General features: G+C 74.2%; 23 protein-coding genes. 13 read left to right on the top strand and 10 right to left on the bottom strand.

Annotated elements, in window-relative coordinates; all coding sequences use genetic code 11:
* Positions 1 to 47: 47 nt before the first annotated feature.
* Positions 48 to 620 (bottom strand): MarR family winged helix-turn-helix transcriptional regulator, encoded by a 573-nt coding sequence (locus tag ACFU9E_RS23455; protein ID WP_380715302.1) that lies wholly within the window; start codon positions 618 to 620, stop codon positions 48 to 50.
* A gap of 145 nt (positions 621 to 765) precedes the next feature.
* Positions 766 to 1,566: an acetoacetate decarboxylase family protein gene (locus ACFU9E_RS23450; protein ID WP_380715300.1), complete on the bottom strand. Its 801-nt coding sequence runs from the start codon at positions 1,564 to 1,566 to the stop codon at positions 766 to 768.
* A gap of 392 nt (positions 1,567 to 1,958) precedes the next feature.
* On the opposite strand from ACFU9E_RS23450, the gene ACFU9E_RS23445 reads away from it, so the two are divergent.
* Complete coding sequence (locus ACFU9E_RS23445) at positions 1,959 to 3,221, top strand: glutamine synthetase family protein (protein WP_380689972.1); 1,263 nt, start codon at positions 1,959 to 1,961, stop codon at positions 3,219 to 3,221.
* Between the two features lie 148 nt (positions 3,222 to 3,369).
* Here the strand turns inward: ACFU9E_RS23445 and hpaD are convergent, their stop codons facing one another.
* Genes hpaD through ACFU9E_RS23425 form a run of 4 tightly spaced genes read right to left on the bottom strand, consistent with a single transcriptional unit; the run spans position 3,370 to position 8,440 of the window.
* Positions 3,370 to 4,437, bottom strand: a complete 1,068-nt coding sequence (gene hpaD, locus ACFU9E_RS23440; protein ID WP_380685631.1) for a 3,4-dihydroxyphenylacetate 2,3-dioxygenase — start codon at positions 4,435 to 4,437, stop codon at positions 3,370 to 3,372.
* An 8-nt stretch (positions 4,438 to 4,445) separates the two neighbouring features.
* Positions 4,446 to 5,990, bottom strand: a complete 1,545-nt coding sequence (gene hpaE, locus ACFU9E_RS23435; RefSeq protein ID WP_380685629.1) for a 5-carboxymethyl-2-hydroxymuconate semialdehyde dehydrogenase — start codon at positions 5,988 to 5,990, stop codon at positions 4,446 to 4,448.
* Between the two features lie 44 nt (positions 5,991 to 6,034).
* A complete protein-coding gene (dapA, locus tag ACFU9E_RS23430) occupies positions 6,035 to 6,955 on the bottom strand; it encodes a 4-hydroxy-tetrahydrodipicolinate synthase (protein ID WP_380685627.1) in 921 nt (306 codons plus the stop codon).
* A 45-nt stretch (positions 6,956 to 7,000) separates the two neighbouring features.
* A complete protein-coding gene (locus tag ACFU9E_RS23425) occupies positions 7,001 to 8,440 on the bottom strand; it encodes a fumarylacetoacetate hydrolase family protein (RefSeq protein ID WP_380685625.1) in 1,440 nt (479 codons plus the stop codon).
* 191 nt (positions 8,441 to 8,631) lie between these two features.
* On the opposite strand from ACFU9E_RS23425, the gene ACFU9E_RS23420 reads away from it, so the two are divergent.
* Positions 8,632 to 9,387, top strand: coding sequence for an alpha/beta fold hydrolase (locus tag ACFU9E_RS23420; RefSeq protein WP_380685623.1), 756 nt, complete (start codon positions 8,632 to 8,634; stop codon positions 9,385 to 9,387).
* Between the two features lie 77 nt (positions 9,388 to 9,464).
* Positions 9,465 to 10,139, top strand: a complete 675-nt coding sequence (locus tag ACFU9E_RS23415; RefSeq protein ID WP_380685621.1) for a GntR family transcriptional regulator — start codon at positions 9,465 to 9,467, stop codon at positions 10,137 to 10,139.
* An 80-nt stretch (positions 10,140 to 10,219) separates the two neighbouring features.
* Here ACFU9E_RS23415 and ACFU9E_RS23410 read toward each other — a convergent pair whose 3' ends face one another.
* Both ACFU9E_RS23410 and ACFU9E_RS23405 read right to left on the bottom strand, forming a co-directional pair.
* Positions 10,220 to 10,984, bottom strand: coding sequence for an SDR family NAD(P)-dependent oxidoreductase (locus ACFU9E_RS23410; protein ID WP_380685619.1), 765 nt, complete (start codon positions 10,982 to 10,984; stop codon positions 10,220 to 10,222).
* Complete coding sequence (locus ACFU9E_RS23405) at positions 10,981 to 11,982, bottom strand: methyltransferase (RefSeq protein ID WP_380685617.1); 1,002 nt, start codon at positions 11,980 to 11,982, stop codon at positions 10,981 to 10,983. The genes ACFU9E_RS23410 and ACFU9E_RS23405 overlap by 4 nt, the downstream gene beginning before the upstream one ends.
* A 95-nt stretch (positions 11,983 to 12,077) precedes the next feature.
* Between ACFU9E_RS23405 and ACFU9E_RS23400 the strand changes: the two genes are divergently transcribed.
* Positions 12,078 to 13,094, top strand: a complete 1,017-nt coding sequence (locus tag ACFU9E_RS23400) for an aldo/keto reductase (protein WP_380685615.1) — start codon at positions 12,078 to 12,080, stop codon at positions 13,092 to 13,094.
* A 47-nt stretch (positions 13,095 to 13,141) separates the two neighbouring features.
* Here ACFU9E_RS23400 and ACFU9E_RS23395 read toward each other — a convergent pair whose 3' ends face one another.
* On the bottom strand, positions 13,142 to 14,563 hold the full coding sequence (locus ACFU9E_RS23395) for an amidohydrolase (protein ID WP_380715298.1): 1,422 nt from the start codon (positions 14,561 to 14,563) through the stop codon (positions 13,142 to 13,144).
* A 111-nt stretch (positions 14,564 to 14,674) separates the two neighbouring features.
* On the opposite strand from ACFU9E_RS23395, the gene ACFU9E_RS23390 reads away from it, so the two are divergent.
* The 9 genes from ACFU9E_RS23390 (at position 14,675) to ACFU9E_RS23350 (ending at position 24,889) form a co-directional block, all read left to right on the top strand.
* Positions 14,675 to 15,622 carry an alpha/beta hydrolase gene (locus ACFU9E_RS23390; protein WP_380686465.1) on the top strand — a complete coding sequence of 316 codons (948 nt, stop codon included), beginning with the start codon at positions 14,675 to 14,677 and terminating at the stop codon, positions 15,620 to 15,622.
* On the top strand, positions 15,619 to 16,386 hold the full coding sequence (locus ACFU9E_RS23385; RefSeq protein ID WP_380686464.1) for an ABC transporter ATP-binding protein: 768 nt from the start codon (positions 15,619 to 15,621) through the stop codon (positions 16,384 to 16,386). Before ACFU9E_RS23390 ends, ACFU9E_RS23385 begins: the two co-directional genes overlap by 4 nt.
* Positions 16,383 to 18,137, top strand: a complete 1,755-nt coding sequence (locus ACFU9E_RS23380) for an ATP-binding cassette domain-containing protein (RefSeq protein ID WP_380686462.1) — start codon at positions 16,383 to 16,385, stop codon at positions 18,135 to 18,137. Before ACFU9E_RS23385 ends, ACFU9E_RS23380 begins: the two co-directional genes overlap by 4 nt.
* A gap of 109 nt (positions 18,138 to 18,246) precedes the next feature.
* Positions 18,247 to 19,410, top strand: a complete 1,164-nt coding sequence (locus ACFU9E_RS23375) for an ABC transporter substrate-binding protein (protein ID WP_380686460.1) — start codon at positions 18,247 to 18,249, stop codon at positions 19,408 to 19,410.
* A 43-nt stretch (positions 19,411 to 19,453) separates the two neighbouring features.
* Positions 19,454 to 20,326 (top strand): branched-chain amino acid ABC transporter permease, encoded by an 873-nt coding sequence (locus ACFU9E_RS23370; RefSeq protein ID WP_355363347.1) that lies wholly within the window; start codon positions 19,454 to 19,456, stop codon positions 20,324 to 20,326.
* Between the two features lie 56 nt (positions 20,327 to 20,382).
* Positions 20,383 to 21,492, top strand: coding sequence for a zinc-binding dehydrogenase (locus ACFU9E_RS23365; protein WP_380686458.1), 1,110 nt, complete (start codon positions 20,383 to 20,385; stop codon positions 21,490 to 21,492).
* 168 nt (positions 21,493 to 21,660) lie between these two features.
* Positions 21,661 to 22,617 (top strand): aldo/keto reductase, encoded by a 957-nt coding sequence (locus ACFU9E_RS23360; RefSeq protein WP_380689827.1) that lies wholly within the window; start codon positions 21,661 to 21,663, stop codon positions 22,615 to 22,617.
* A 26-nt stretch (positions 22,618 to 22,643) separates the two neighbouring features.
* The gene (locus tag ACFU9E_RS23355; protein ID WP_380715296.1) at positions 22,644 to 24,371 is read left to right on the top strand and encodes an amidohydrolase; all 1,728 of its coding nucleotides are present in this window, start codon (positions 22,644 to 22,646) and stop codon (positions 24,369 to 24,371) included.
* A 140-nt stretch (positions 24,372 to 24,511) separates the two neighbouring features.
* Positions 24,512 to 24,889: a hypothetical protein gene (locus ACFU9E_RS23350; RefSeq protein ID WP_380683959.1), complete on the top strand. Its 378-nt coding sequence runs from the start codon at positions 24,512 to 24,514 to the stop codon at positions 24,887 to 24,889.
* Between the two features lie 49 nt (positions 24,890 to 24,938).
* Here ACFU9E_RS23350 and ACFU9E_RS23345 read toward each other — a convergent pair whose 3' ends face one another.
* The gene (locus ACFU9E_RS23345; RefSeq protein ID WP_380683958.1) at positions 24,939 to 25,250 is read right to left on the bottom strand and encodes a hypothetical protein; all 312 of its coding nucleotides are present in this window, start codon (positions 25,248 to 25,250) and stop codon (positions 24,939 to 24,941) included.
* Positions 25,251 to 25,527: the final 277 nt, after the last annotated feature.

Raw genomic sequence — 25,527 nt, 5'->3', positions numbered from 1 at the left:
GAGGGCCCCGTCCACCGGTGGACGGGGCCCTCACGCCTTCCGGAGCGTCAGGCGTCGCGCCGGCGGCGGCCGCCGGGGCGCGGCGGCGGGGGAGCGTCGGCGGTCAGCTCGGCGCGGCGGGCCTCGCCGTCCTGCTCCAGGGTGCCGACGACCCGGCGCAGCAGACCGGCCAGCTGCTCGCACTCCTCGTCGGAGAGCGCGCCGGCCACGAAGGCCTCCTCATGGTTGAACCGCGGGAACAGCCCGGCCATCAGCTCCTCGCCGGCCGCGGTGAGCCGCAGCAGCACCATCCGGCCGTCCGAGGGGTGGCCGACCCGCTCGACGAGTCCGCGCGATTCGAGGGTCCGGGCGACGCCGGTCAGCGTGCCCTTGGAGATGCCCGCCTCCTCGGCGACGTAGCGGGTCTCCATCTCGCCCCAGATCCAGACCACCCAGAGCACCACGAAGGATGTCCAGGTCAGCTGGGCGCCGCGCAGGACGGAGTTCTCCAGGTGCTGGCGGACGGCCGCCGCCGCGCGGTGGATGTTGCCGACGGCGGCCATCTGCGCGCGCAGCAGCGGTACCTGCCCCAGCTTGGCCTGGACGGCGAGCTCGGTCTCCTCGATGGTGCGGTTGGTCACCGGTGGTCCCCTCCCCGCGGCCGGGCCGCGGTCGTGTCGTGGGGCCGAATCTAGCGCGCCGGGCACTCCATTTGCACCCGTACGATTCCTCGGCGCCCGCGCGCGGGCCCGCGGCCGAACCCCGGTCCCGGGCCCGCGCGGGGGCTCAGCCGCCGGTGGGTGACTCCAGTACCCGCCCGCCGTTCCAGACCACCCCGACCTGCCGGTAGTAGGCGCCGATCGGCTCCTCGATCCGCAGCGCGGCCAGCTCCTCGGTGGGCGCCTCGAACAGCTCCAGCTCGGCCGTGCCGCGCCAGGCCGGCCCGGCCTCGAAGGCGGCGGCGCCGCTCTCCACCAGCTCGTCCAGGGTCAGGGTGCCGGGCCGGTCGATGGCGGGCAGCTGCCGGTGGTGGGCCATCGGGTGCCCGTTGACGAAGCCGTTGGTCGCGGACTCCTCCCGCAGCGTCACCACCGCCTGGGCGAGCCGGCGGTCGGCCGCCGCCAGGGTGGCGCCGAACCGGGCGCCGGGGGCGAGCCGGGGCGCCGGGCCGTAGGGGTGCGGGCGGGTCTGGTGGATCGAGCCGAGCTTCTTCGGGTAGCCCTGGTGCAGTCCGCGCGCGATCGCGAAGTCCTTGTCCACCCAGATGTAGACGCAGCGCGAGTAGGTGCGGCCCCGGTAGGAGCAGCGCACCACGGCGAAGCACTCCTTGTACTGGGCGCGGACCGGGTCGAGCAGCTCGGCGCGGTCGGCGGCGCAGGACTGCCAGTCGGCCCAGATCAGCGCGACGGCGCCGGGGTCCTCCTCGGCGGGTTCCAGTGGGGCGGGCAGCAGTTCGGCGACCCGGGCGGGGTCGGTGCGGTACTCGACCGTCAGCAGGTCGCCCGAGTAGTGCCAGGGCGGGGCGGGGACGAGCGAGGAGCGGCCGGTGGCCGTCCTGGGGTGAAAGAAGCCGTGCACGGTGGCCACGGCACCTCCTGGATCGCGGGGGCCGGGGAGAGCGGCGGGCGGCGGTCCGGAGCGGCGCCGCGCGGTCTCTCGTTTGGGGCCATACGATATGCCCTGGCGGGCGGACTGTCACCCCGTCCGGCCGGATCGCGCGGATCGGCCCGAGGGGCTTGTTCCGCGGTGCCGGTCGGGCCTATTGTTTGATCCCAAACGAGAGTCCCGGGCCGGAGCCGACCGTTCGCCCGCCCGGACCGCGGTGAACTCCCCACCCCCACGCCCGCCTCACGAGGAGGCCCGTCGTGACCGACCCGGTCGCCACCCCCCAAGCACCCGCCACGCAGGACCCCGAGGCGGTCGCCGCCGCGCTGAGGGCCCGCGGCATCGACGTCGTCCGGGTCGGCTACCCGGACCTCATGGGCACCGACCGGGGCCGCGACGTCCTGGTCGACGCGCTGCCCGCCGCCGTCCGCCACGGACTCACCTTCTGCCGCGCGATCTACCACACCGGACCGCTCGGCGAGGTCGTCCCGGTCGAGGGCGGCCTCGACGCCGGCCTGCCCGACATCACCGTCCACCCCGACCTCGCCACGCTCGTCGAACTCCCCTGGGAGCCCGGCGTCGCCTGGTGCCTCGCCCGCATCACCGACCCGAGCACCGGCCGCCCGTGCCCCGAGTCCCCCCGCGAGGTCCTGCACGCCGTCACCGAGCGCCTCGCCGGACTCGGCCTGACCGCCGTCGTCGGACCGGAACTGGAGTACTTCCTCTGCGAGCCCGACCCGGCCGCCCCCAGCGGCTGGCGCCCGTACGCGGGCGCGCCCGGCAACGTCTACGTGGCCGGCCGCCGTGGCGACCCGGACGGCCACCTGCTGCGCACCCTGCGCCTGCTCGCCGCGCTCGGCATCGGCACCACCATGGGCAACCACGAGTTCTCCGGCGGCCAGTTCGAGATCAACCTCACCCACTCCGAGGCCCTCGACGCCGCCGACCGGGCCTTCCGCTTCAAGGCCGCGGTCAAGGAGATCGCCCGCACCGAGGGCCGGCTGGCCACCTTCATGGCCAAGCCGTTCAACGCCGAGGGCGGCTCCGGCTTCCACCTGCACGTCTCCTGCCTCGACGCCGACGGGCACAACACCTTCGCCGACCCCGGCGCGCCCGACGGTCTGTCCGCCACCGCCCGGCACGCCATCGGCGGCGTCCTGCGGCACGCCCCGGCGCTCGCCGCGCTGCTCAACCCCACGGTCAACTCCTACAAGCGGTTCGGGCCGGACACCCTGGCGCCCTGGCTGATCGACTGGGGCCTGGACAACCGCAGCGCGATGGTGCGCATCCCTCCGGAGCGCGGCGGGTCGACCCGGCTGGAGGTCCGCCTGGGCGACGCCGGCGCCAACCCCTACCTCGCCGTGGCCGGCCTGGTCGCCGCCCTCGCGCTCGGCGTCGAGGAGGCCGTCGAGCCGCCCGCGCCGCTGGAGGGCTACGGCTACGACGCCGCCAAGGCGCCGGTGCTGCCCGGCTCGCTGGGCGCGGCGCTGGACGCGCTGGAGGCGGACACGGCGCTCTGCGAGGCGCTGGGCAAGGGCTTCACCTCGGCCTTCCTCGCCTTCAAGCGCGCCGAGTTGGAGCGCTTCGCCCGCCACGTCACCGACTGGGAGTTCCGCGAGTACGGCTACCACCTCTGAGCACCCGCCCACCGGCCCCGCCACCCCGACCCGGGCGGCGGGGCCTTCCCGCTGCCGGGCCCCTTGCCGGGCCCTTTGCCCGGGGCCGGGGACGACGACGCCGCCCCGGGCCGGCGGGCCCGGGGCGGCGCGAGGAGGTCAGGAGGGATCAGCGCTCCGCGGCGGGCACCGGCGCGGGCGCCGGGATGATGCCCAGCCCGTCCGCGCCGACCTGCACCGCCGACTCGTCCAGCGTCGCCGAGACCACCGGCTGCGCCTTGCCGTCGAGGTCCAGCACCGGCACCGCCTCCTTGTACCAGGACTCGATGACCGCGTTGCCCCAGAAGTCCCGGCGCCGGTCGTCGTGCACGTTCCAGCGGTAGGTCTCGTGGTCCGGGTCCCCGGTGTAGTAGTCGGAGGTGTAGATCTCCACCCGGTGGCCGTCCGGGTCGCGCAGGTACAGGTAGAAGGCGTTGGACACGCCGTGCCGCCCGGGCCCGCGCTCGATGTGGTGCTCGGCGCGCAGCGAGCCGAAGATGTCGGCCGTCCGCAGCACCTGGTGCGCCTCGGGGGCGAACACCCCGACGTGGTGCAGCCGCGGCCCGGCGCCGCTGGTGAAGGCGACGTCGTGCACGGTCTGCTTGCGGAACATCCAGGCCGCGTACAGCTCGTGCTCGTCGCCCTCGATGGTCTCCGAGCAGCCGAAGCCGAGCGAGCGGTAGTGCTCGTAGGCGGCCGGGATGTCCGGCACCACGATGTTGAAGTGGTCCATCCGCGCCACCTCGGCGCCGCGCCGCAGGTCGTAGCGCTGGATGAGGCGTTCGGCCCGGTCGATCGCGTGGAAGAACTCGACCGGGAAGCCGAGCGGGTCCACCACCCGCACCGCGTCGCCGACGCCGCGCGTGCCGGTGCCGGCCGGCACCCGGCGCACCGGGCAGCCGAGCGCGGTGAAGAACTCCTCGGCGCGGTCCACGTCCTCGGGGGTGCGCACCCGGTAGGCGAGGTGGTCCAGGGCGGGCGCGTCGCCCACCCGCAGCACCAGGCTGTGGTGGGTCAGCTCGTCGGTGCCGCGCAGGTACAGCGCGCGCTCGTCCTCGTACTGGACGTGGAAGCCCAGCATGTCGACCCAGAACCAGCGGGCCCGGGGCAGGTCGGTGACGACCAGCTGGGCGTAGGCGGACCGTACGACGTCCGGCGGGGTGGGCATCGGCGTGACCTCCATCTGCGTGACTCCCATGGGCGGGTTCAGTGCTGCTCGTCGGCGCCGAAGCGCGGCGTGTGGACGTCCCCGAGCATCACGTGGACGATCTTGGACTCGGTGTAGAAGTCGATGCTGTGCGCACCGCCCTCGCGGCCGAGGCCGCTGGCCTTCACCCCGCCGAACGGCGTGCGCAGGTCGCGGACGTTGTGCGAGTTGATCCAGACCATGCCGGACTCCACCGCGTGGGCGACCCGGTGACCCCGCTTGAGGTCGGATGTCCACACGTATGCGGCCAGACCGTATGCGGTGGCATTGGCCAGGTCAATGGCCTCCCGCTCGTCGTCGAACGGCGCGACGGCCACCACCGGGCCGAAGATCTCCTCCTGGAAGATCCGGGCGTCGCGCGGCACGTCCGCGAAGACGGTCGGCTGAAGGTAGTTGCCCTCCGGCAGGTGCGCCGGGCGGTCGCCGCCGGCCACCAGCCGCGCCTCGGCCTTCCCGGCCTCGACGTAGTCCAGCACCCGCCGGTAGTGCACGGGGTGGACCAGCGCGCCGACCTCGGTCGCCGGGTCGCCCGGCAGTCCGACCCGGACCCGCTCGGCCCGCTCGGCCAGCCGGCGGGTGAACTCCTCGTACAGCGGCCGCTCCACCAGCACCCGGGAGCCGGCCGTGCAGCGCTCGCCGTTGAGCGAGAAGACGCCGAACACCACCGAGTCCAGCGCCGCCTCGACGTCGGCGTCCGCGAAGACCACCACCGGGGACTTGCCGCCCAGCTCCATGGAGACCGTCTTCAGCCGGTCCGCCGAGCAGCGCACGATGTGCCGCCCGGTGGCGGTGGAGCCGGTGAAGGAGAGGATCGGCACCTCCGGGTGGTCCACCAGCGCCTGCCCGGCCTCGGTGCCCAGGCCGTGCACGATGTTGACCACGCCGGCCGGCAGGCCCGCGTCGGTGAGGATGGCCGGCCACAGGCTCGCCGAGAGCGGCGTCCACTCGGCGGGCTTGAGCACCAGGGTGCAGCCGGAGGCGATGGCCGGCGCCAGCTTCCAGCTCTCCAGCATGAACGGGGTGTTCCACGGGGTGATCAGCCCGGCCACGCCGACGGGGGTGCGCACCACGTAGTTGAGCTGCTGGGTGCCGACCCGGAACGCCTCCTCGCCGAGGGCGACGACGACGTCGGCGAAGTAGCGGAAGTTCTCGGCGGCGCGCCGGGCCTGGCCGCGGGCCTGGGTGATCGGCAGGCCGGTGTCGAAGGACTCGAACGCGGCCAGCTCCTCCTCGCGGGCCTCGACCGCGTCGGCGATCCGGTTGAGCACGGTGGCCCGCTCCCGGTTGCCGAGCGCCGACCAGGCGGGGAAGGCGGCCCGGGCGGCGGCCACCGCCCGGTCGACGTCCGCCGCGCCGCCCGCCGCGAGGGTGGCGTAGGCGGTGTTGGAGACCGGGTCGGCGACGTCGAGGACGCGGCCGTCGGCGGACGGCACGCGCTCGCCGCCGATCCAGTGCGGGATCTCGCCGGGCAGCCCGGCCGGACGGGCCGGGGCGCCGGCCGGGTCGGCGGCGGCCTGCGGGGCCGCCTCGGTGGTGGTGGTCATCTCGTCTCCTGCTCTCGTGGGGGGCGGGGCGGTGGAGCCCGCGGTCACAGCTGCTGGGTGAGGTCGCCGCCGGCGGCGAGCAGCGCGCGGATCCGCTCCAGGCCGGCGTCGGTCGGCGCGGTGAGCGGCGGTCGGACGTGGTCGGAGGCGATCCGGCCCTGCCGGGCCAGCACCCACTTCGCGGGGGCCGGGTTGGTCTCCACGAACAGCAGGTCGACCAGCGGGTGGAGGCGGTAGTGCAGTTCACGGGCGCCGGCGTGGTCGCCCTGCTCCCACAGCTCGTACATCCGGGCCACGGCGGTGGGCGCCAGGTTGGCGACGGCGCTGATGAAGCCGGCCCCGCCGAGGGCCATCAGCGGCAGGCAGAGCAGCTCGATGCCGGACCAGACGAGCAGTTCGGAGCCGCAGGCGTGGATCACCCGGGAGAAGTGCTCGAAGTCCTTGGTGGTCTCCTTGACGCCGACGACGTTGTCGAAGTCGGTGAACAGCCGGCGCACGGTCTCCGGCTCGATGTCCACGGCGGTGCGCGAGGGCACGTTGTAGACGACCAGCGGCAGGTCCGGGAACTCCCGGGCCACCGTGGCGTACCAGCGGTACAGCGCCTCCTGGGTGGGCCGGGCGTAGTAGGGGGTGATCACCAGGGCCGCGTCGGCGCCGAGTTCGGCCGCGGCGGCGGTGAGTTCGAGGGTCTCGTCGAGCTTGGCGGAGCCGGTGCCGGGCAGGAAGGGCACCCGGTCGGCGATCTCCTCGGCGGCGGTGCGCATCGCGGCGATCCGCTCGGCGACGCTCTGCGCGCTCGGCTCGCCGGTGGAGCCGCCCAGCGAGATGCCGTGCGAGCCGGAGTCGAGCTGCCAGCGCACCAGGGCGCGCAGCGAGTCGTGGTCGACGGCGCCGTCGTCGGCGAAGGGGGTGACCACGGGGGCGAGGGAGCCGCGGATCACGGACGGGTCGCTTCGGAACTTCATCGGGTCTCCGTGGGGGAGTGGGGGGAGGGGAGGAAGGGCGGAGGGTCAGTCGCCCTGGCGCTCGCGCTCGTAGCGGGCGCGCCAGTGCGCGTTCATCGGGTAGAGGCCGTCGATGCCGGCGCCGCCGTCCACCTGCCGCAGCACGAAGCGCTCCTCGTCCTCCTGGGCGGCGGCGTCCCGGGCGACCTCGGCGGCCAGCGCGGGCGGGATCACCACGACGCCCTCGGCGTCGCCGACCAGCACGTCGCCGGGCATCACCAGCACCCCGCCGCAGTCCACCGGCACCTGGGAGTCCATCGGAACGTGCCGGCGGCCGAGCACGGCGGCGTGCGGCCCGGCGTAGTAGGAGGGCAGGTCGAGGCCGGCGAAGGAGGGGCTGTCGCGCAGGCAGCCGTCGGTGACCACGCCGGCCGCACCGCGGCGCAGCGCGCGCAGTGCCAGGATGTCGCCGAGGGTGCCGGAGCCGTGCTCGCCGCGCGCGCCGATCACCAGCACCTCGCCGGGCAGCAGCTCCTCGACGGTGCGCTTCTGGGCGTTCATCCCGCCGCCGATCTCGGCGAAGACGTCCTCGCGCAGCGGCAGGTAGCGCAGGGTGCGGGCGGTGCCGACCATCCGCAGGTCGGGGCGGGCCGGGCGGACGCCCTCGATGAAGTGGTGGTCGATGCCGCGCTTGCGCAGCTGGGCGGAGAGGGTGGCGGTGGAGACGGTGCGCAGCAGGGCGGCGGTCCGCTCGTCCAGCCCGGCGGTGGCGGCTGCGGCCTGCCCGGCGGCGGGTGCGGACGGCCGGACGGAGCCGTACGCGGCCTGCCGGGCCTCCTCGGTGGCCCGGGGCAGTGCGCCGTACTCGATGACGCCGCTCTCCTCGGCGACCACCTCGCTGCGCAGCCGGCCGCTCTCCTCCAGTTCGACCTCGACCACGTCGCCGGGCTGGACCACGGTGGAGCCGGCCGGGGTGCCGATCAGCAGCACGTCGCCCGGCTCCAGGGTGGTCGAGCGGGACAGGTCGGCGATCAACAGGTCGACGGGGAAGAGGAGTTCCTCGGTGGAGGCGTCCTGGACGAGCCGGCCGTTGACCCAGCTGCGCAGCCGCAGCCGGGTGGGGTCGACGCCGGTCAGCAGTGCCGGGCCGACGGGGGTGTAGCCGTCGCGGCCCTTGGCCCGCAGATTGGCGCCGAGGTCGGCGTGCTTGAGGTCGTAGACGCCGAAGTCGTTGGCGGCGGCGTAGCCGGCCACGTGCTCCAGGGCCTGTTCGCGGGTGACCCGGTGCGCCCGCTTGCCGATGACCACCGCGATCTCGCCCTCGAAGGCGAGCAGTTCGCACCCGGCCGGGCGGACGACGGGCCGGCCGCTCCAGGAGAGCGAGGAGGGGGGCTTCAGGAAGTAGGAGGGGGCGTCGGGGGTCCGCCCGCGCTCGGCCGCTCGGCTGCGGTAGTTGAGGTGCACCGCGATGATCTTTCCCGGCGACAGTCCGAGGGGGTGTGCCACATTGCCCTCCTAGAATCGTATACGGCATCATGCACGATAGCGGACGTGATCGACGCTGGCCATGGTTGATCGGATGTGAATTCGCACATGATCCGCAGGCGCGACCGACCCGGTCGAAGCGATGGCAGGGCGGGTGGGCGTGCAGTACTATCAAAAATCGTATGCGAAAACAGGGGAGAGGTGCAGTGCTCATGAACCGGAGCGACGACCTGGCGGTGCGGATCATCACGCCGGAGGAGGGCGACGGAGGTGGCGTCGGAGGCGAGCCGCCCGTCGTCCTGCTGCACGGCTTCGCCTCCGACGGCGAGACCGACTGGATCGCACCCGGCACCGCCGCCGCGATCGCCGCCACCGGCCGCACCGTGCTGGTGCCGGACCTGCCCGGCCACGGCGCCTCGCCGGACCCGGCCGACGCCGCCGGGGCCGGCGCGGACGCCCTGACCGCCCGGCTGCTGGCGGCCCTGGACGCCGCCGGGGTGGGGGAGTTCGACCTCGTCGGCTACTCCCTCGGTGCCCGGCTCGCCTGGGAGTTCCCGGCGGCCGCACCCGGGCGGGTGGGCCGGGTGGTGCTCGGCGGGCTCAGCCCCTTCGAGCCGTTCGCCGGAGTCGACGTCGAGGCGCTGCACCGCGCGGTGGCCGACGGCACGGAGCCCGCCGACCCCCTCACCGGCATGATCGCCGGCCTGGTCCGCTCCCGCGGCGAACGCGCCGCCGCCCTCGTCCGCTGCGTCGAGGGCCTGCGCAACACCCCCTTCACACCCGGGCGTTGGGCCGGACGGACCGCCCCGGTGGTGGTCGTCGGCGCGGACGATGTGATGACGCGGGGCATCGAGAGTATCGTTGCTCCCCTTGACGGGGCGGAGCTGGTGACCGTTCCCGGCGACCACCTGGGGGCCTTGGCCGGTGCGGAGTTCCGCGGCGTCGTGCTGAAGGCCCTCGCCCGGTGACCGCCGGGGGCGCGCGGACCGCCCGGCGGTCCGCCACGGGGGCGAAGGCCGTGCTGAGGAAGGATGAGGGAACGGCGTTGGGTTCCGCGAAGGACCGAACCAGCGGTGGCGGGTCGAAGGCCGAGCAGAGCTACGAGTTGCTCCGCTCGCGCATCCTCGACGGCACGTACGGCCCGGGCTACCGCCTGGTGATGAACCAGCTCGCGCAGGAGACCGGGGTCAGCACCATCCCGCTGCGCGAGGCGCTGCGCCGGCTGCAGTCGGACGGCCTGGTCGAGGTGGTGCGCAACATCGGTGCCCGGGTGGCGGTCTTCGAGGCCGTCCAGGTCGAGCACTCGCTGCAGATCCTGGCCCGGCTGGAGGGGTACGCGACGGCCGTCTGCGCACCGCTGCTGACGCCGGACCAGATCGCCGCCTCACGGGAGATCAACGCCCGGATGGTGGCCGCGCTGGACGAGTTCGACCCGGCCGCGTTCACCGCGCTCAACCGCACCTTCCACTTCTCGATCTACCAGCACTGCCCGGACGCGCACCTGCGCTCCCTGCTGGAGGAGGAGTGGGCCCGGCTGGACCACATGCGCCGCTCCACCTTCACCTATGTGCCGGGCCGGGCCCGGCGCTCGGTGGTGGAGCACGAGCAGATCCTCGACCTGATCGAGCAGGGCGCCGACGCGGCCGAGATCGAGCGGGTGGCCTGCGCCCACAAGGCGGCCACCGCCGACGCGCTGCACCAGGCCAAGCCGTCCGGTTGAGCCGTCCGACCGAGCCCTTCCGTACGGCCCGAAGGGGCGGGAGTCCACGAGGACTCCCGCCCCTTCCGGGTTCCCGGGGGTCAGACCAGCAGCTGGCCGCCGTCCACCTGCACCACCGCGCCGGTGATGTGCCGGGCCTGTGCCGAGGCGAGGAACAGCACCAGCGGCGTCAGGTCGCCGGTGTCGGCGATCCGGCCGAGCGGGATCCGCGCCTCCCAGGCGCCGCGCGCCGCCGCGTCGTCCATCAGCGGCGCCGTCATCGGCGTGTGCACCGGCCCGGGGGCCACCCCGTTGACCCGGATGCCGTGCCCGGCCAGCTCCAGGGCGGCGGTGCGGGTGAGCGCGTCCACCGCGGCCTTGGTGGCCTCGTAGTGGCCGAGCCCCGGGGTGGGCTGGCGGGCGCCGATCGAGCTGATGTTGACGATCGCCCCGCCCCGGCCGCTGTCCACCATCTGCCGGCCGACGACCTGGGTGACGGTGAAGGTGCCGCGCAGGTTCACCGAGACGACCAGGTCGAAGACCTCGGCCGGCAGGTCGATCAGCGCACCGCCGCCGCCCGCCAGGCCCGCGTTGTTGACCAGCACCTCGACGGGGCCGAACCGCTCGGTGGCCTCGGCCAGCGCCGCGCTCACGCTCGCCCGGTCGGTGACGTCCATGGTGACGGCCAGCGCGCGGGCGCCGATCTCCCCGGCCACGGCGTCGGCCGCCGCCCGGTTGAGGTCGGCGACCACCACCCGGTCCCCGGCCGCCGCGAAGGCCTCGGCGACCGCCCGGCCGATGCCGCTGGCCGCCCCGGTGACCAGGACGACCCGGCCCCCGGTGCCCGTGCTCTCCTCGGTGCTCATCGGGCCTCCGCGATGATGATGCGCGGGCTGCCGGGCAGTGCGCGGGTCTCGACGGGCTCCCAGCCCGCCTCGCGCAGCCAGCCGCGGACCTCGTCCTCCGGGTAGACGGTGGTGCCGTCGATCACCAGGTACTCGCCGGCGTGCAGGGCGTCGATGGCGCGCTGCTTGTCGTCGGAGTCCAGGAAGAAGTCCAGCAGCACCAGCCTGGCCCCCTCGGCGGCCGCCGCGCGTGCCCGGCGGGCGATGGCGAGGTTCTGCCCGGCGTCGAAGCGGTGCGCCACGTGCTCCAGCAGCACCAGGTCGAAGCCGCCGGGGACGTCCCCGGCGACCGCGTCGCCCTCGACGATGTCCACCCGGTCGGCGACCCCGGCCGCCGCCAGCACGTCGCGGGCGTGGCCGACCAGCTCGCCGGCCGAGAAGAAGGTGCCCTTGAGGCCGGGGGCGGCGGTGAGCGCCTCGGCCAGGAAGGAGCCGGACAGGCCGCCGAGGTCCAGCACCCGCTCGTGCGCGGTGAAGTCGTAGTGCTCGGCCAGCTGGCGGGCGTGCAGCGCGTTGTAGGTCATCACGCCGCCGAGGAAGGTGGTCATCCGCTCGCCGCCGAAGTCGAGCTGCTGGGGCTCGGCGGTGCGGCTGGTGTCGCCGAAGCCCAGCCAGTGGCCGTAGCTGATCTCGTCGAGGAAGGTGAGGAACGGCCGCAGGTCGATCTGGCCCTCGGCGCCGGTGAGGTACGTGGCGGTGCCGGGCGAGTTGGCGTAGCGTCCGTCGGTGCGCTCCAGCAGGCCGAGGCCGGCCATCGCGTCGGCCAGGATGCGGCTGGTGCGCTCGGGCAGGCCGGTGCGCTCGGCGATCTGCGGCACGTCCAGCGGGCCGTCGGCCAGTGCGGCGAACAGGTTCGCGTCGGCGGCGGCGAACAGCTGCTTGGCGGCCATGTAGCCGACGGCCACCTCGACGATCGGGGCCGGGTCCGCGGAACGGGGGGATTCCGGGCGAAGGGACATCGCGTCCTCCTTGACGGTCAAAGAATATGCCGGATGCTATACGATCGCCTTCCCGGCGGCCAGAGCCGGACCACTCGGATCCTCAGGAGGTTGGCGTGGAGTTCTCGGAAAGCGTGTCCCCGGACGGCGGCCCGCAGGCGGTGCCCCGGCGCAGGCTCGGCGCGGGCGGCCCCGAGGTGCCGGTGTTCGGCCTCGGCTCGTGGAACACCTGGGACCGGATGACCACCGACGAGGCGGCCGACCTGGTCGCCCGCGCCGTCGCGCGCGGGGTGAACCTGTTCGACGTCGCCCACTACGACTTCGGCCCGCACGCGGAGAACGCGGTCACCGACATCCTCTTCGGAGAGGCCGTGCGCAATGCGGGCCTGTCCCGCGCGGACTACCTGCTCTGCGGCAAGCTGTGGCTCTGGGACTACCCGAAGGCCTCCTTCGCCGAGCAGCTGGAGGTCTCGCTGGCCCGGGTCGGCACCGACCGCGCCGACTTCGTGGTGGTCGGCGACTACCTCGGCAGGCTGGACGTCCCGGCGGTGGTCACCGACGTCGCCGAGCAGGTGCGGGCCGGGCGCTTCACCGCCTGGGGCGTCAACAACTGGTCGGCGGACGACCTGGCCGAGGCCTTCCGGTTCGCCCGGGCCGAGGGGCTGGTCGCGCCGTCCTTCGCCCAGCTCAAGTACAGCCTGGCCCGCCGCTCGGTGCCCGAGGGCGAGCCCTACGGGCGGCTGTTCGAGGAGTTCGGGCTCGGCCTCCAGGCCTCGGACGTCTTCGAGGGCGGCATCCTGGCCGGCAAGCTGCACCCCCAGCGCAAGATCGGGGCCGACCCGGGCGGCATCCGCGAGCGGATCCGGGAGTCCTACCCGCAGGTGCGACGCATCGCCGAGGGCTTCGACGCCACCCCCGCCCAGCTCGCCCTCGCCTTCACCCTCACCCACCGGGCCGCCGCGAGCGTGCTGTTCGGCGCCAGCAGCCTGCAGCAGTTCGAGGCCAACCTCGGCGCGCTGGAGCTGCTGGAGCGTCACGGGGAGGAACTGCGCGCGGCGGTCGCCGGCCTCTGGCTGGACCGCGACGTCGTGCACCCCGGGGCCTCCTGGGGCACCGACGCGCCGACGGGCTGAGCGTGGACCGGCCCGGACCTCCCGCGCGGGAGGTCCGGGCCGCCGGGTCAGAGCTCGTGCACCACCCGGCCGTCCAGCACGGTCATCGCCACCGGCACCTCGGGCAGCGCGGCCGGGGCGACCTCCCGCAGGTCCGCGTCCAGCAGGCACAGGTCGGCCGCCATCCCGGCCTCCAGCGTGCCCTTCCAGTGTTCGGCGCCGTCCTGCCGCGCCGGGGCCGCGGTGTACGCGTACAGCGCCTCTGTCAGGGCGATCCGCTGGTCGCGGCCGGTGGCCTCCACTGTCCGGGTGGCGGCCGCGGCAGCGCCGGCCCGCCAGTCCGGGGCGAGCACCGGCGCGTCCGAGCTGAGGCAGAGCGGCACGCCCGCCGCCAGCGCGTCGCGCACCGGCCAGGCGTGCGCCAGCGCGTCGGTGCCGAGCGCCCCGGCGAGCATCGCGGCGGTCGCGGCGGCGATGCCCGGCTGGGTGTTCAGGCCCACCCCGGCGGCGGCCATCGCGGCGAGCGTCGCCGGGTGCAGCACGTCGCCGTGGATGAGGTAGTGCCGCCCGTCCCGGCCGTCCGCCGCGCGGGCCTCGGCGAAGGCCTCGGTGACCACCCGGGTGGTGCGGCTGCCGGTGGCGTGCACCCCGACCTGGTGGCCGGCCGCGTGCGCGGCCCGGATCATCGCGCGCAGGTTCGCCTCCCGCTCGCCCGCGTCCGCGCCGTCCACCAGCAGGTCGCCGTGGCCGCCGTCGGCGTACGGCTCCTCGCTCCAGGCGCTGCCCATCGGCGGGATGCCGTCGGCGAAGATCTTCACCCCGGCCACCCGGAACCAGCCGGGCACCTCGGCGGGCGCGGCGAACCCGGTCAGTCCGCGGTGCAGGTCGGCGGCGCTGCTCGCGCCGTCCAGCAGGCCGAACAGTAGCAGTGCGGTGACCCGCGCCCGCAGTCGTCCCTCGGCGGCCAGTTCGGCGTACTCGGCCAGCACGGCGGAGGAGAAGCAGCCGGTCGGCCCGCCGTCCTCGCCGGGTCCGAGGCCGGGCTCGGTGTAGCTGGTGATGCCGAGCGAGGAGAGCAGCTCGCCGGTGCGCAGGATCGCCCGGCGCCGCTCGGCGGAGCTGGTCAGCGCGGCCAGCGCCGGTCCCTCGCCCGCGTGGTCGTGGCGGTGCCCGTCGTCGCCGAAGCCGCCGTCCGGCGCCGCCGCCAGCTGCGCCATCAGCGTGTCCGGCCACATCGTGCCCAGCCATGCGCCGTGCAGGTGCGAGTCGTTGATCCCGGGCAGCAGGGAGCGCCCGCGCAGCTCCACCACCCTGGTGCCGGGCCCGATCAGCGGGGCCACCTCGGCGTCGGTGCCGACCCGGACGACGGTGCCCCCGCGCACCGCCAGCGCCTCGCCGACCGTGCGGGCGCCGTCCATCGTGTGCACGCGGCCACCCTGCATGACCAGGTCAGCTGTGGTGATTCCGGCCTGGAATCCGTTGCGCATCATCTTGCTCCCAGCTCTGGACACCGTGGATTGTGACTGCTTAACGTACATGGAATCAGATACGATTTTCGAGTGCCGAACCCCCAGCGGCACCCGGGCAATCGGAGGTAAACGATGCCCCTGCACCCCGAGGCACAGCTGATCATCGACCGGGCCGGTGCGGCGGAGCAGCCCGCCCAGCCCGTCGAACTCGATGCAGCGACCATGCGCGAGCAGTTCCGCACCACCTGGATCATGCCGGAGACCCTGCCCGCCGTCGGTTCGGTGGCCGACACCACCGTCCCCGGCCCGGCCGGCGACATCCCCGTGCGGATCTACACCCCCGACGGCGAGGGCCCCTTCGCCGCCTTCATCTGGCTGCACGGCGGCGGCTGGACCATCGGCTGTCTCGACGAGAACGAGTACTCCTGCCGAGCCGTGTGCGCCGCCGCGGGCGCGGTGGTCGTCTCCGTCGACTACCGGCTCGCCCCCGAGCACCGCTACCCGGCCGCCGCCGACGACTGCTACGCCGTCCTCACCTGGCTGCACGAGAACGCCGCCACGATCGGCGTCGACCCGCAGCGCCTCGCCATCGGCGGCGAGAGCGCCGGCGGCAACCTCGCCGCCGTCACCAGCCTGCGCGCCCGCGACCAGGCCGGACCCCGGATATCCCTCCAGGTACTGGTCTCCCCGGTGGTCGCCCACCCCGACGAGGGCCGGGTCTCCTACCGCGACTACGCCGAGGGCTACTTCCTGTCCAAGGACAGCATGGACTGGTTCTTCACCCAGTACCCGCGCGAGGCCGCCGACCTCGCCGACCCCTACCTGCTCCCGCTGCGCGCCCGCGACCTGTCCGGACTGCCCCGCGCGCTGGTCCTGGAGGCCGAGTACGACGTGCTGCGCGACGAGGGCGAGGAGTACGCCCGCGCGCTCGCCGCCGCCGGCGTGGAGACCTCGCTGGTGCGGTTCGACGGCCTCATCCACGGCTTCTTCGGCCTGCTCGCCACCGACCTCACCGACGCCCCCCGGGCCCACGCCCTGGTCGCCGACGCCATCCGCGCCGCCTGCGGAGCCGAACGATGACACCCGCGCTCGCCCTGCGCGACGTCCGCATCAGCCGCGCCGAGGCCCCCGTGGTCCACGGGGTGAGCCTGGACGTCGCCCCCGCCTCGGTCACCGTCCTGCTCGGGGCCAACGGCGCCGGCAAGACCACCCTGATGGACGGCATCGCCGGCCTGGTGCGCTGCACCTCCGGCACCGTCACCCTCGACGGCACGCCCCTGGACAAGCTGTCCACCTATCGCCGCGCCACCGCCGGCCTCGCCTACGTCGAACAGTCCCGCAGCGTCTTCCGCACCCTGACGGTCGAACAGAACCTGCTGGTCGCCCAGCGGGACGGCGCCGACCTCGACACCGCCTACCGGCTCTTCCCCGAGCTGGACAAGCGCCGCGGCCTCCAGGCCGGCCACCTCTCCGGCGGCGAGCAGCAGATGCTCGTCCTCGGCCGCGCCCTGGTCTCCCGGCCGAAGACCGTCCTGATCGACGAGATGTCCTCCGGCCTCGCGCCGGTGGTCGTCCACCGGCTGATGAAGGCCGTCGCCGACCTCGTCGACCTCGGCATCGCGGTGCTCCTCATCGAGCAGTTCGCCCACCTCGCGCTGGAGATCGGCGAGCGGGCCTACGTCCTCAGCAAGGGCCGGCTCGCCTACGACGGCCCCTGCGCCGAACTGCGCGGCGACGCCGACCGGCTGCACGACTTCTACTTCGGCGCGACCCCGCAGCCCGTCGGCGCGGCGGTCGCGGACCACGGCCCGGGCAGCGGCCCGGCGGAGAGCGGGGGAGCATGAGCCTCACCGAAAGACTCGCCGGCGACCGGCGGGCGCTGCTCACCGGCCTCGGCGCCGCCGTCGCCGCCTGCGTCCTGGTCCCGACCCTGCTCCCGGCCTACTGGGTCTACCTGGCGATCACCGCCGTTGTCAGCGCCGTGATCATGCAGAGCTACGGTGTGATCGTCGGCCGGGTCGGCGTGATGTCGCTGTGCCAGATGTCCTTCGCCTCGATCGGCGCCTGGGTGGTACTGCGGCTCAACGTCGCCGACGCCCCCGGCGGCTTCCTGGTCTGGCTGGTGCTCGGCGGCCTGGCCGCCGTCCCGGTCGGTGTCGCGATCGGCCTGCCCGCGCTGCGCATCCGGGGCGTCAACCTGGCCGTGGTCACCTTCGGCTTCGCGGTCTCCGCCGACATCGTGCTGAACGCCAACCAGATGCCGGGCATGGCCGAGCTCAGGACCCTGGAGCGGCCCGCCCTGTTCGAGGAGGACGGCGCCTACTTCGTCCTGGTCGTCATCGTCTTCACGCTGATCGCGCTGGGCCTCGCCCTGCTCAACCGCACCCGGCTCGGGATGTCCTGGACCGAACTGCGGCACTCCGAGCGGGCCGCCGCCGCGCACGGCGTCTCGGTCGCCCGCAGCAAGCTCGCCGCGTTCGCGATCAGCGCCTTCGTCGCGGGCGTCGGCGGCGGCCTGATGGCCGGCCAGCTGGGCCTGGTCGTCCCCGGCAACTTCGCCATGATGCAGTCGCTCGCGCTGTTCGCGGTCGCCATCATGATCGGCCCGCACAACCCCGAGGGCGCCGTGATGGGCGGCATCTTCGGCGCGGTGATGGCGACCGTCCTGGAGAAGCTGGACCTGCCGCAGGACCTCGGCGGCATGCTGTTCGGCGTCGGCGCCGTGTTCGCGCTGCGCAGCGGCGTCAGCCAGACCGACTTCACCCGCTCCCGCAAGCGCGAGCGCGCCGCCCGCGCCTTCCTGAAGGAGCACGAGGCCACCGCCGCCGACCGCCCGGCCGTGCCCGAACCGCCCGCCGCCCCCGCCACCGTCGCCACCGGCGAGCCGGCCCTGACCGTCAGCGGACTGACCGTCCGCTACGGCCCGGTGACCGCGCTCGACGGCGTCGACCTCACCGTCCCCCGGGGCGCGGTGGTCGGCCTGATCGGCCCCAACGGCGCCGGCAAGTCCACCTTCATCGCCGCCGTCACCGGCTTCGTCGGCGGGTACCAGGGAAGCGTGGCGCTCGCCGGCACCCCGCTCGACAGGCTCAGCCCCAGCGCCCGCGCCACCCGCGGCCTGCGCCGCACCTTCCAGACCACCACCATCGCCCCGGAGCTCACCCAGTACGAGTACCTCACGATCGGCGCCGGCCGCCACCTGTCCACCGAGGAGGCCGACGAACTGCTCGACTTCTTCGGCTGCCCGCCCGGCCGCCTGCCGGTCTCCCTGGTCGACGCCGGCGCCCGCCGCCTGCTGGACGTCGCCGCCGCCGTCGCGGCCCGCCCCGCCGTCGCGCTGCTCGACGAGCCCGCCGCCGGCCAGTCCGCCGCCGAATCGCTCGCCCTCGGCCGCCGGCTCGCCCAGGTGCCCGCCCGCTACGGCGTCTCCGTCCTGCTCGTCGAGCACGACATGGACCTCGTCCAGGCCGCCTGCTCCGAGGTCACCGTCCTGGACTTCGGCCACGTCATCGCCGGCGGCCCGACCGCCGAGGTGCTCGCCGACCCCACCGTGATGGCCGCCTACCTCGGCACCGCGGACGTCCCGGTCGGCTGACCGGCCCCGCACGGCCCCGCCCCTCCCGCACACCCCCACACCCACCCTCGCGCGGGACCGCGTTGTACCCCTGTTCCGGCGCGCCCCCACAGAACGGAATGAGTGCACCATGACGCACGCCCGGCCGCTCGCCGCCCTCGCCGCCGCCACCGCACTGGCCCTCGGCGCCACCGCCTGCGACGGCTCCGGCTCCGGCTCGGAGTCCGGCCCGATCAAGGTCGGCTCGATCAACGGCATCACCGGACTCTTCCAGACCCCCGAGGTCCCCCAGGCCGTCAAGGCCGTCTTCGACGAGGTCAACGCCGCCGGCGGCATCAACGGCCGCAAGCTGGAACTCGTCAGCATGGACGACGCGATGAACCCGCAGCGCTCCACCGAGGCCGCCGTCGACCTGGTCAAGTCCAAGAAGGTGGTGGCCCTGGTCGGCTCCTCCAGCGCCGTCGACTGCGGCCTCAACCGCGCCGCCTACGGCAAGGAGAAGATCGTCTCGATCCCGGCCGTCGGCGTCGACCCGGCCTGCTTCACCAGCCCCAACATCGCCCCGGTCAACCCCGGCCCGTTCAACCTGCTCACCGCCAACCTCTACTACGCCTCCGAGGTGCTCAAGCACGACAAGGTCTGCCTGGACTACACCGTGCTGCCCGGCAGCGGCGGCGGCATCGAGGACGCGATCAAGAAGTGGACCGAGCTGACCGGCAAGCAGCTCGCCCACAAGGAGCTCGCCATCGCTGAGGGCGATCCGACCAAGTACCTGGTCGCCGACAAGGGCGCCGGCTGTCAGGCCGTGCTCTACAACGGCATCGTCGGGCCCTACTTCGCGCAGGCGAAGACGCAGGGCATGGACGACGTCGACTTCATCGTCGGCGCCAACAGCTACACCGACGCCAACGCCCAGGCCATCCCGGCCGGCCTCAAGGTCTACGCCGGCACCGAGTGGCAGCCGTACACCGACACCACCCTGCCCGGCAACGAGCGCTGGTCCCGGCTGGTCGACAAGAACAAGATCCAGAAGACCGCCTTCAGCCAGGGCGGCGTGATGGCCGCCGACCTCTTCGTGCAGGTCCTCAAGGGCATCTCCGGGACGATCGACCGGGAGTCCGTCACCAAGGCCTTCAAGACCATGCAGCCCGTCGACTACCCGATGGTCGGCACCCCCTGGGTGTTCGGCGAGGGCGACGCCCACAACCCCGTCCAGGGCAGCCGCTTCGTCCAGGCCGTCGACGGCACCTGGAAGGTCCTGCCCGAGGGCTTCGTCGTCCCCGGCAAGAAGTGACCCCGACCCCGCAGGACCCCCGGCGGACCCCAGGAGGCGTCCCATGCTCAACTCCACGCTCGCCGGCCTGACCGGTGGCGGCGTCTACGCCCTGCTCGGCCTGTGCGTCGTCCTGACCTACCGGCTCGTCGCCACCGTCAACTTCGCGATGGCCGCCGTCGGCGCGATCGGTGCCTTCGTCATGGTCAGCCTCACCGACGAGGGCGTGAGCCTCTGGCTGGCCCTGCCCGCCGGGGTGCTCGCCGGGGCGGCGCTGTCCGCCCTGCTCGGCACCGTGCTGGTGCGCTGGTTCGCCGGCCACTCGCAGAACACCAAGGCGGCCGTCACCGTCGCCGTCTACGTCGCCGTGATGGCCGCCGGACTGCGGCTGTTCGGCTCCACCACCACCGGCGCGCACACCTTCCCGAGCCCCTTCGAGAAGCCGGTGCTCACCCTCGGCGGGGTGGTGATCCCGCAGTCCGTGCTGGTCACCATCGCCTTCGCCGCGCTGATCACCGTCGGCGTCGGCCTGCTGCTCGGCCGCACCCGGCTCGGTCTGCGCCTGCAGGCGCTCTCCGAGCAGCCCGCCACCGCCGAGGTGGTCGGGATCCCGGTGGCGAAGCTGGCGGTCGCGGTGTGGGCCGCCATCGGCGCCGTCACCACGCTGGTGGTGGTGCTGGCCGCCCCGCGCCTGGGCGGGGACTTCTCCACCCTCGGAAAGCTCATCAACACCGCGCTGGCGGTCGCCATGCTCGGCGCCTTCCGCAGCCTGCCGCTGACCCTGCTCGGCGGCCTCGTCCTCGGCTGCCTGGAGGGCCTGTCCGCCTCCGTCGAGGCGATCCAGAAGTACCAGGGCGTGGTGCCCTTCCTGGTCATCGTGGTGCTGCTCTGGTGGCGCAGCCGCAACGAGGTCTGGGACACCGCCCACAGCAGATGACCGGACCGGGCACCCGCCCGGACCGTGGACCAGGGGAACGAAGGAGACGAAGGACCATGACGCTTCCGACCGGCACCAGGGCCGCCGTGCTGCACGCCCACGGCGAGCCGCTGGTGATCGAGGAGCTGCCGCTGCCCCGGCGGATCGAACCGGGCGCCGCCCTGGTGCGCGTCGACTGCGCCACGCTGTGCGCCACCGACGTCCACCTGTGGAGCGGGGCGATGTCGCTGCCCGGGATGCTGCCGCTGGTCCTCGGCCACGAGACGGCCGGCACCGTGGTCGCGGTGGGGGAGGGCACCGTGGACGCGCTCGGCCGCCCGGTCGCGGTCGGCCGCCGGATCGGCTGGTCGGAGTCCACCTGCGGGTACTGCTACGGCTGCACCGTGCTGCGCACCCCGGTGGCCTGCGAGGACCGCGGCTACGGCTTCCGCCAGCGCGCCGACCGCCACCCCTATGCCACCGCCGGGCTCGCCGAGTACAACTACGTCGTCCCGAACGCGCAGAAGTACCTGCTGCCCGACGAGGTCGAGTCCACCTGGGCCGCCGCGGCCGGCTGCGCCGTCAAGACCGTGCTGCACGCCTTCGACCGGGCCGGCGGCACCCGCCCCGGCTCCTCGGTGGTGATCCAGGGCGCGGGCGCGCTCGGCATCGTCGCCACCGCCGTCGCCAAGGCGGGCGGCGCCGGTCCGGTGATCACCATCGGTGCGCCGGACAGCCGCCTGGAACTCGCCGCCGAGTTCGGCGCCGACCTGACGCTGGGTCTGGCCGACGGCCCCGAGGCCCGCCGCGAGGCGGTGCTCGCCGCCACCGGCGGACGCGGCGCCGACCTGGTGATCGACCTCGCGGGCGCGCCCGGCGTCGGCGCCGAGGCGGTGGACCTGGCCGCCTGGGGCGGGCGGTTCGTGGTCGTCGGCACCACCGGCCCGGCCCTCCAGGAGCTGCCGCTGGGCACCGTCATGGGCAAGGAGCTGACCGTGCTCGGCTCGCTCAACGGCGACGTCGGCGACTACCACCGGGCCGTGGAGTTCCTGGCCGCCTTCCGCTCGCACTTCGACTGGGACGCGCTGTTCAGCGACCCGGTCGGGCTGAGCGGCGCGAGCGGGGCCATCGAGGCGATGGCCCGCCTGGAGCAGACCAAGGCCGTCGTGCACCCCTGGCTGCCCTGACCCAGGCCCGCTCCGCGCCGGCGGCCCTCCGCCGCCGGCGCCCCGATCCGCCCGGCGCCCCGGGGCGTCCCCTCATGTCCCTGTGTCCCGCCCCGGGGCGCCGGGTGCCACCTTCGAGCACCCGACCGCCCGCCCCCTCCGTCATCCCCCGACCCCGTGAGGACCATCATGACCGTCGTCCCCCGCCGCCGGCTCGGCACCGCCGGACCCGAGGTGTCCGCGCTGTCCCTCGGCTCCTGGCACACCTACGACCGGATGGACTTCGGCGACGCCGTCGCCATGGTCCGCCACGCCGTGGACCTCGGCATCAACCTGTTCGACGTGGCCGTCTACGGCATCCCCGGCCACCCGCCGGTCTTCACCGACGTGCTGTTCTCCGCCATCGTGCGGGCCGGCGGCCTCGCCCGCGAGGACTACCTGCTCTCCGCCAAGCTCTGGCTGGAGCCCTACCCGCAGCTCTCGCTGCGCGACCAACTGGCCAACGCCCTGTTCCGGGCCGGCGTCGAGCACGCCGACCTCGCCGTGCTCGGCGACATCCGTCGCGAGGACCTCGACCTGCGCGCGATCGCCGAGGAGCTGGCGGAGCTGGAGAAGGAGGGCCTGATCGGCTGCTGGGGCGTCAACAACTGGTCCGCCACAGCGATCCGTACCATCCGCGAGCACGCCCGCGCCGCCGGCTCGCCCGGCCCGCAGCTCGCCCAGCTCAAGTACAGCCCCTGCCGCCGCGCCGTCCCCGACGGCGAGCCCTTCGCCGAGCTGTTCGCCGAGGGCCTCTCGCTCCAGGCCTCGGACATCCTGGAGGGCGGCATCCTGGCCGGGCGCACCAGCCCCGCACGCGAGATCGGCCGTGACCCGGGCGGCATCCGCGACCGGATCACCGAGGCCGCCGGCGGGCTGGCCGCCGTCGCCGCCGACCTCGGCGCGACCCCCGCGCAGTTGTGCGTGGCCTTCGCGCTCACCCATCCCGCCACCGCCACCGTGCTGTTCGGCGCCAGCCGGATGCGGCAGCTGACCGACAACGTCGGCGCCTTGGAGCTGCTGGAGCGGGTCGGCGCCGAGCAGGTGCGCGAACTGGTCGAGCCGTACTGGGCGGACCGCGGCGTGGTCTCCCCCGAGGGGCCCTGACACCCGTGAACCCTCCCGCCGACCCCATGCCCGTTCGAACGCGCCCCGCCGAATCCCGTCCCGCCGACCTCGTGCTCGTCGACGGCGATGTGCTCACCGTCGACGCCGGCTTCAGCACCGCCCAGGCGCTGGCCGTGCGCGACGGCGTCATCACCGCCGTGGGCAGCACCGCCGCCGTGCTCGGCCACGCCGGGCCCGCCACCCGGGTGGTGGACCTGCGCGGCCGCACCGTCCTGCCCGGCATCAACGACTCGCACCTGCACGGCCACGCCTGGGGCCTCAACCGCCCGCCGCTCGCCCTCGACCTCAACTTCCCCGCCGTCCGCTCGATCGCCGACATCGTGGCGGCCGTCGCCGCGGCGGCCCGCGCCGCCGCGCCGGGGGAGTGGATCGTCGGCCGCGGCTGGGACGTCGGCTACCTCGCCGAGTGCCGCGACGGCAGCCGGACCCTGCCCGACCGTGCCGACCTGGACGCCGCCGCCCCGGACAACCCGGTCTGCCTGACCGACTTCTCCGACCACATGGCCTGGGTCAATTCGGCGGCCCTGCGCGCGGCCGGCATCGGCCCCGCCACCCAGCCCCCGCCCGGCGGCACCATCGACGCCGACCCGGCCGGCCACCCCACCGGCATCCTCCGCGAGGCCGCCCAGCGCGCCGTCCACGCGCACATCCCGCGCGCCGACGAGCACCGCCGCCGCGCGGCGATCACCGGCGCGATCAGCGCCCTGCACGCCCTCGGCACCACCAGCTACACCGAACCCGGCCTGGGGCCGGGCGGCGAGGGCATCATGGCCGGCGCCATGGGCACCGGCGCCCTGCGCAGCTACCTGGACCTCGCCCGCGGCGGCGAACTGCACGCCCGGGTCAGCCTGTTGCTGCTGCCCTCCCCGATGGGCGGCGGCCTGCCGGACGTCCGGGCCGGGCTCGCCGAACTGGCCGCACTGCCGCTGGACGACATCGACCCGCGCCGGCTCGCGGTCCTCGGCGTCAAGCTCTTCGCCGACGGCGTGCCGCCCAACCGGACCGCCTGGATGCACGACGCCTACCGGGGAGGCGGCCACGGCGCGCTGTGCGTGCACGGCGCCGCGCCCGCGCTCCAGGCCGCCGAACTCACCGCGATGATCGCCGCCGTGCACGCCGCCGGCCACCAGATCGGCGTCCACGTCACCGGTGACCGGGCGATCGACACGGTCGCCGACGCCTTTGCCGCCGCCCAGCGTGCCCACCCGCGTTCCGACGCCCGGCACTACCTCATCCACGGCGACTTCGCGACCGGACGCAGCCTCGCCCTGCTCGCCGAGCACGGCTACGGCGTCAACATGAACCCGGCGATCAAATGGACGATCTCCGACCTGATGGACGAGGTCGTCGGCACCGAACGCTCCGGGCGGATGTGGCCGGTGCGCTCCGCCCTCACGGCCGGCGTACGGCTGTGCGCCAGCTCCGACGCGCCGATCACCGAACCGGACTGGCGCCGCGGCGTCGCCTCCATGCTGCTGCGCGAGTCCAAGGCGACCGGCCGCACCAGCGGACCGCAGGAGCGCGTCGGCCTCCCCGAGGCGGTGCGCGCCTACACCTCCGCCCCGGCCGTCCAGGACTTCGCCGAGCACTGGAAGGGCACCCTCGAACCCGGCAAGGTCGCCGACCTCTGCGTCCTCGGCGGACGCCTCGCCGACACCTCCCCGCACGACCTGCCCGACCTCCCGGTCGACCTCACCCTCTTCGACGGCCGGGCGGTGCACGGCACCCTGTGACCCCGCCGGCCACCTCGGCACGCGCCGAGGTGGCCGGCGGTCGGCTGATGATCGGCTGATGACAACGGGACCGACTTTTCCGGATTACCCGCGTGCAAGCGGACTTTGTGGGACATGATCGGCCTGTGCCGAGTAACAACGTGAGTCCGAGGACCGCGATCCTGCCCGCCTCGTGGACCACCTGGTGGTTCCGCCGCTGCGAGCTGCACCTGCGCGCGGTCACCGTCGAACTGTCGTGGTGGGGCCATGAGTTCCCGGACGGCCCGCCGGACGCCGAGGACGCGCTCATCCTGCTGCGCCGCACCGCCGCCGGCCTGAAGGCGGCCGCCGGCGCCGGTCCACAGGGGCCGGAGACCGCCGAGCTGCTGCTCCGCGCCACCGCCCCGCTGGAGGCGGCCGAGGCCTTCACCCGAAGGCCGGAACCGCAGGTCCTCCCGCTGGTCTCCCACCACTTCGCCGCCGCCGCCCGCCACCTGGCGGCCGCCCGCGAACACCTCGCCACGGTCGGCCCGAACTGAGCAGGACCGGTCCGGTGCGGCGGGAGCACGGGCCGGCCGGCGGGCGGAGTCAGCCGTGTTCCGCCGAGCCGGTGAGCCGGAGTTTGCGCTGGGCCCGCTGGTAGAAGGTGGTGTGGCCGAGCCGTACGACGCGGGCGGCGGCGGGCGGCATGGTGACCGCGACGCTGTCGCCCGGTACGACGTGGCCGACGAGGAGGCCGTCGGCCTCGATGGCGAGGTCGCCGCTGTGCGGCAGGACGTCCAGGTCGGGCCGCTCGCCGCTGGAGAGGAACACGGAGCGGTTGAACGCGGCGTGCGGGGCCACGGGGGTGACCAGCAGGCCCTCCGCGTCGGGGGAGGTCCCCGAGGGATCGGAATTCACCGGAGGGTCGGAAAGCCGTCGCTTTCAATAATCCGTCAAACGTTCGAATGATAAGGAATTCGGGCTTCCGGTCGGCGCGCGGCCGGGTGGCGGGTGTGACGCCAGTGAATTTCTCTCGAATGACGGTCCGCCGTCCGACGACTTTTTCGGATCGGAATCGGACGTACGGATTCGACGTGTGCAATGACGGGTCTGGACCGGTGTGCTCGTCGGGTGATCGCATTTAGGCAGTTCCAGGCCTTGGGGCAGGAGGGCGCCCAGGGGCTCGGGGTGACTT

The organism is Kitasatospora sp. NPDC057595, assembly GCF_042800875.1.
Lineage (GTDB): Bacteria > Actinomycetota > Actinomycetes > Streptomycetales > Streptomycetaceae > Kitasatospora.
This window is presented reverse-complemented; position numbering and strand designations above follow the sequence as displayed.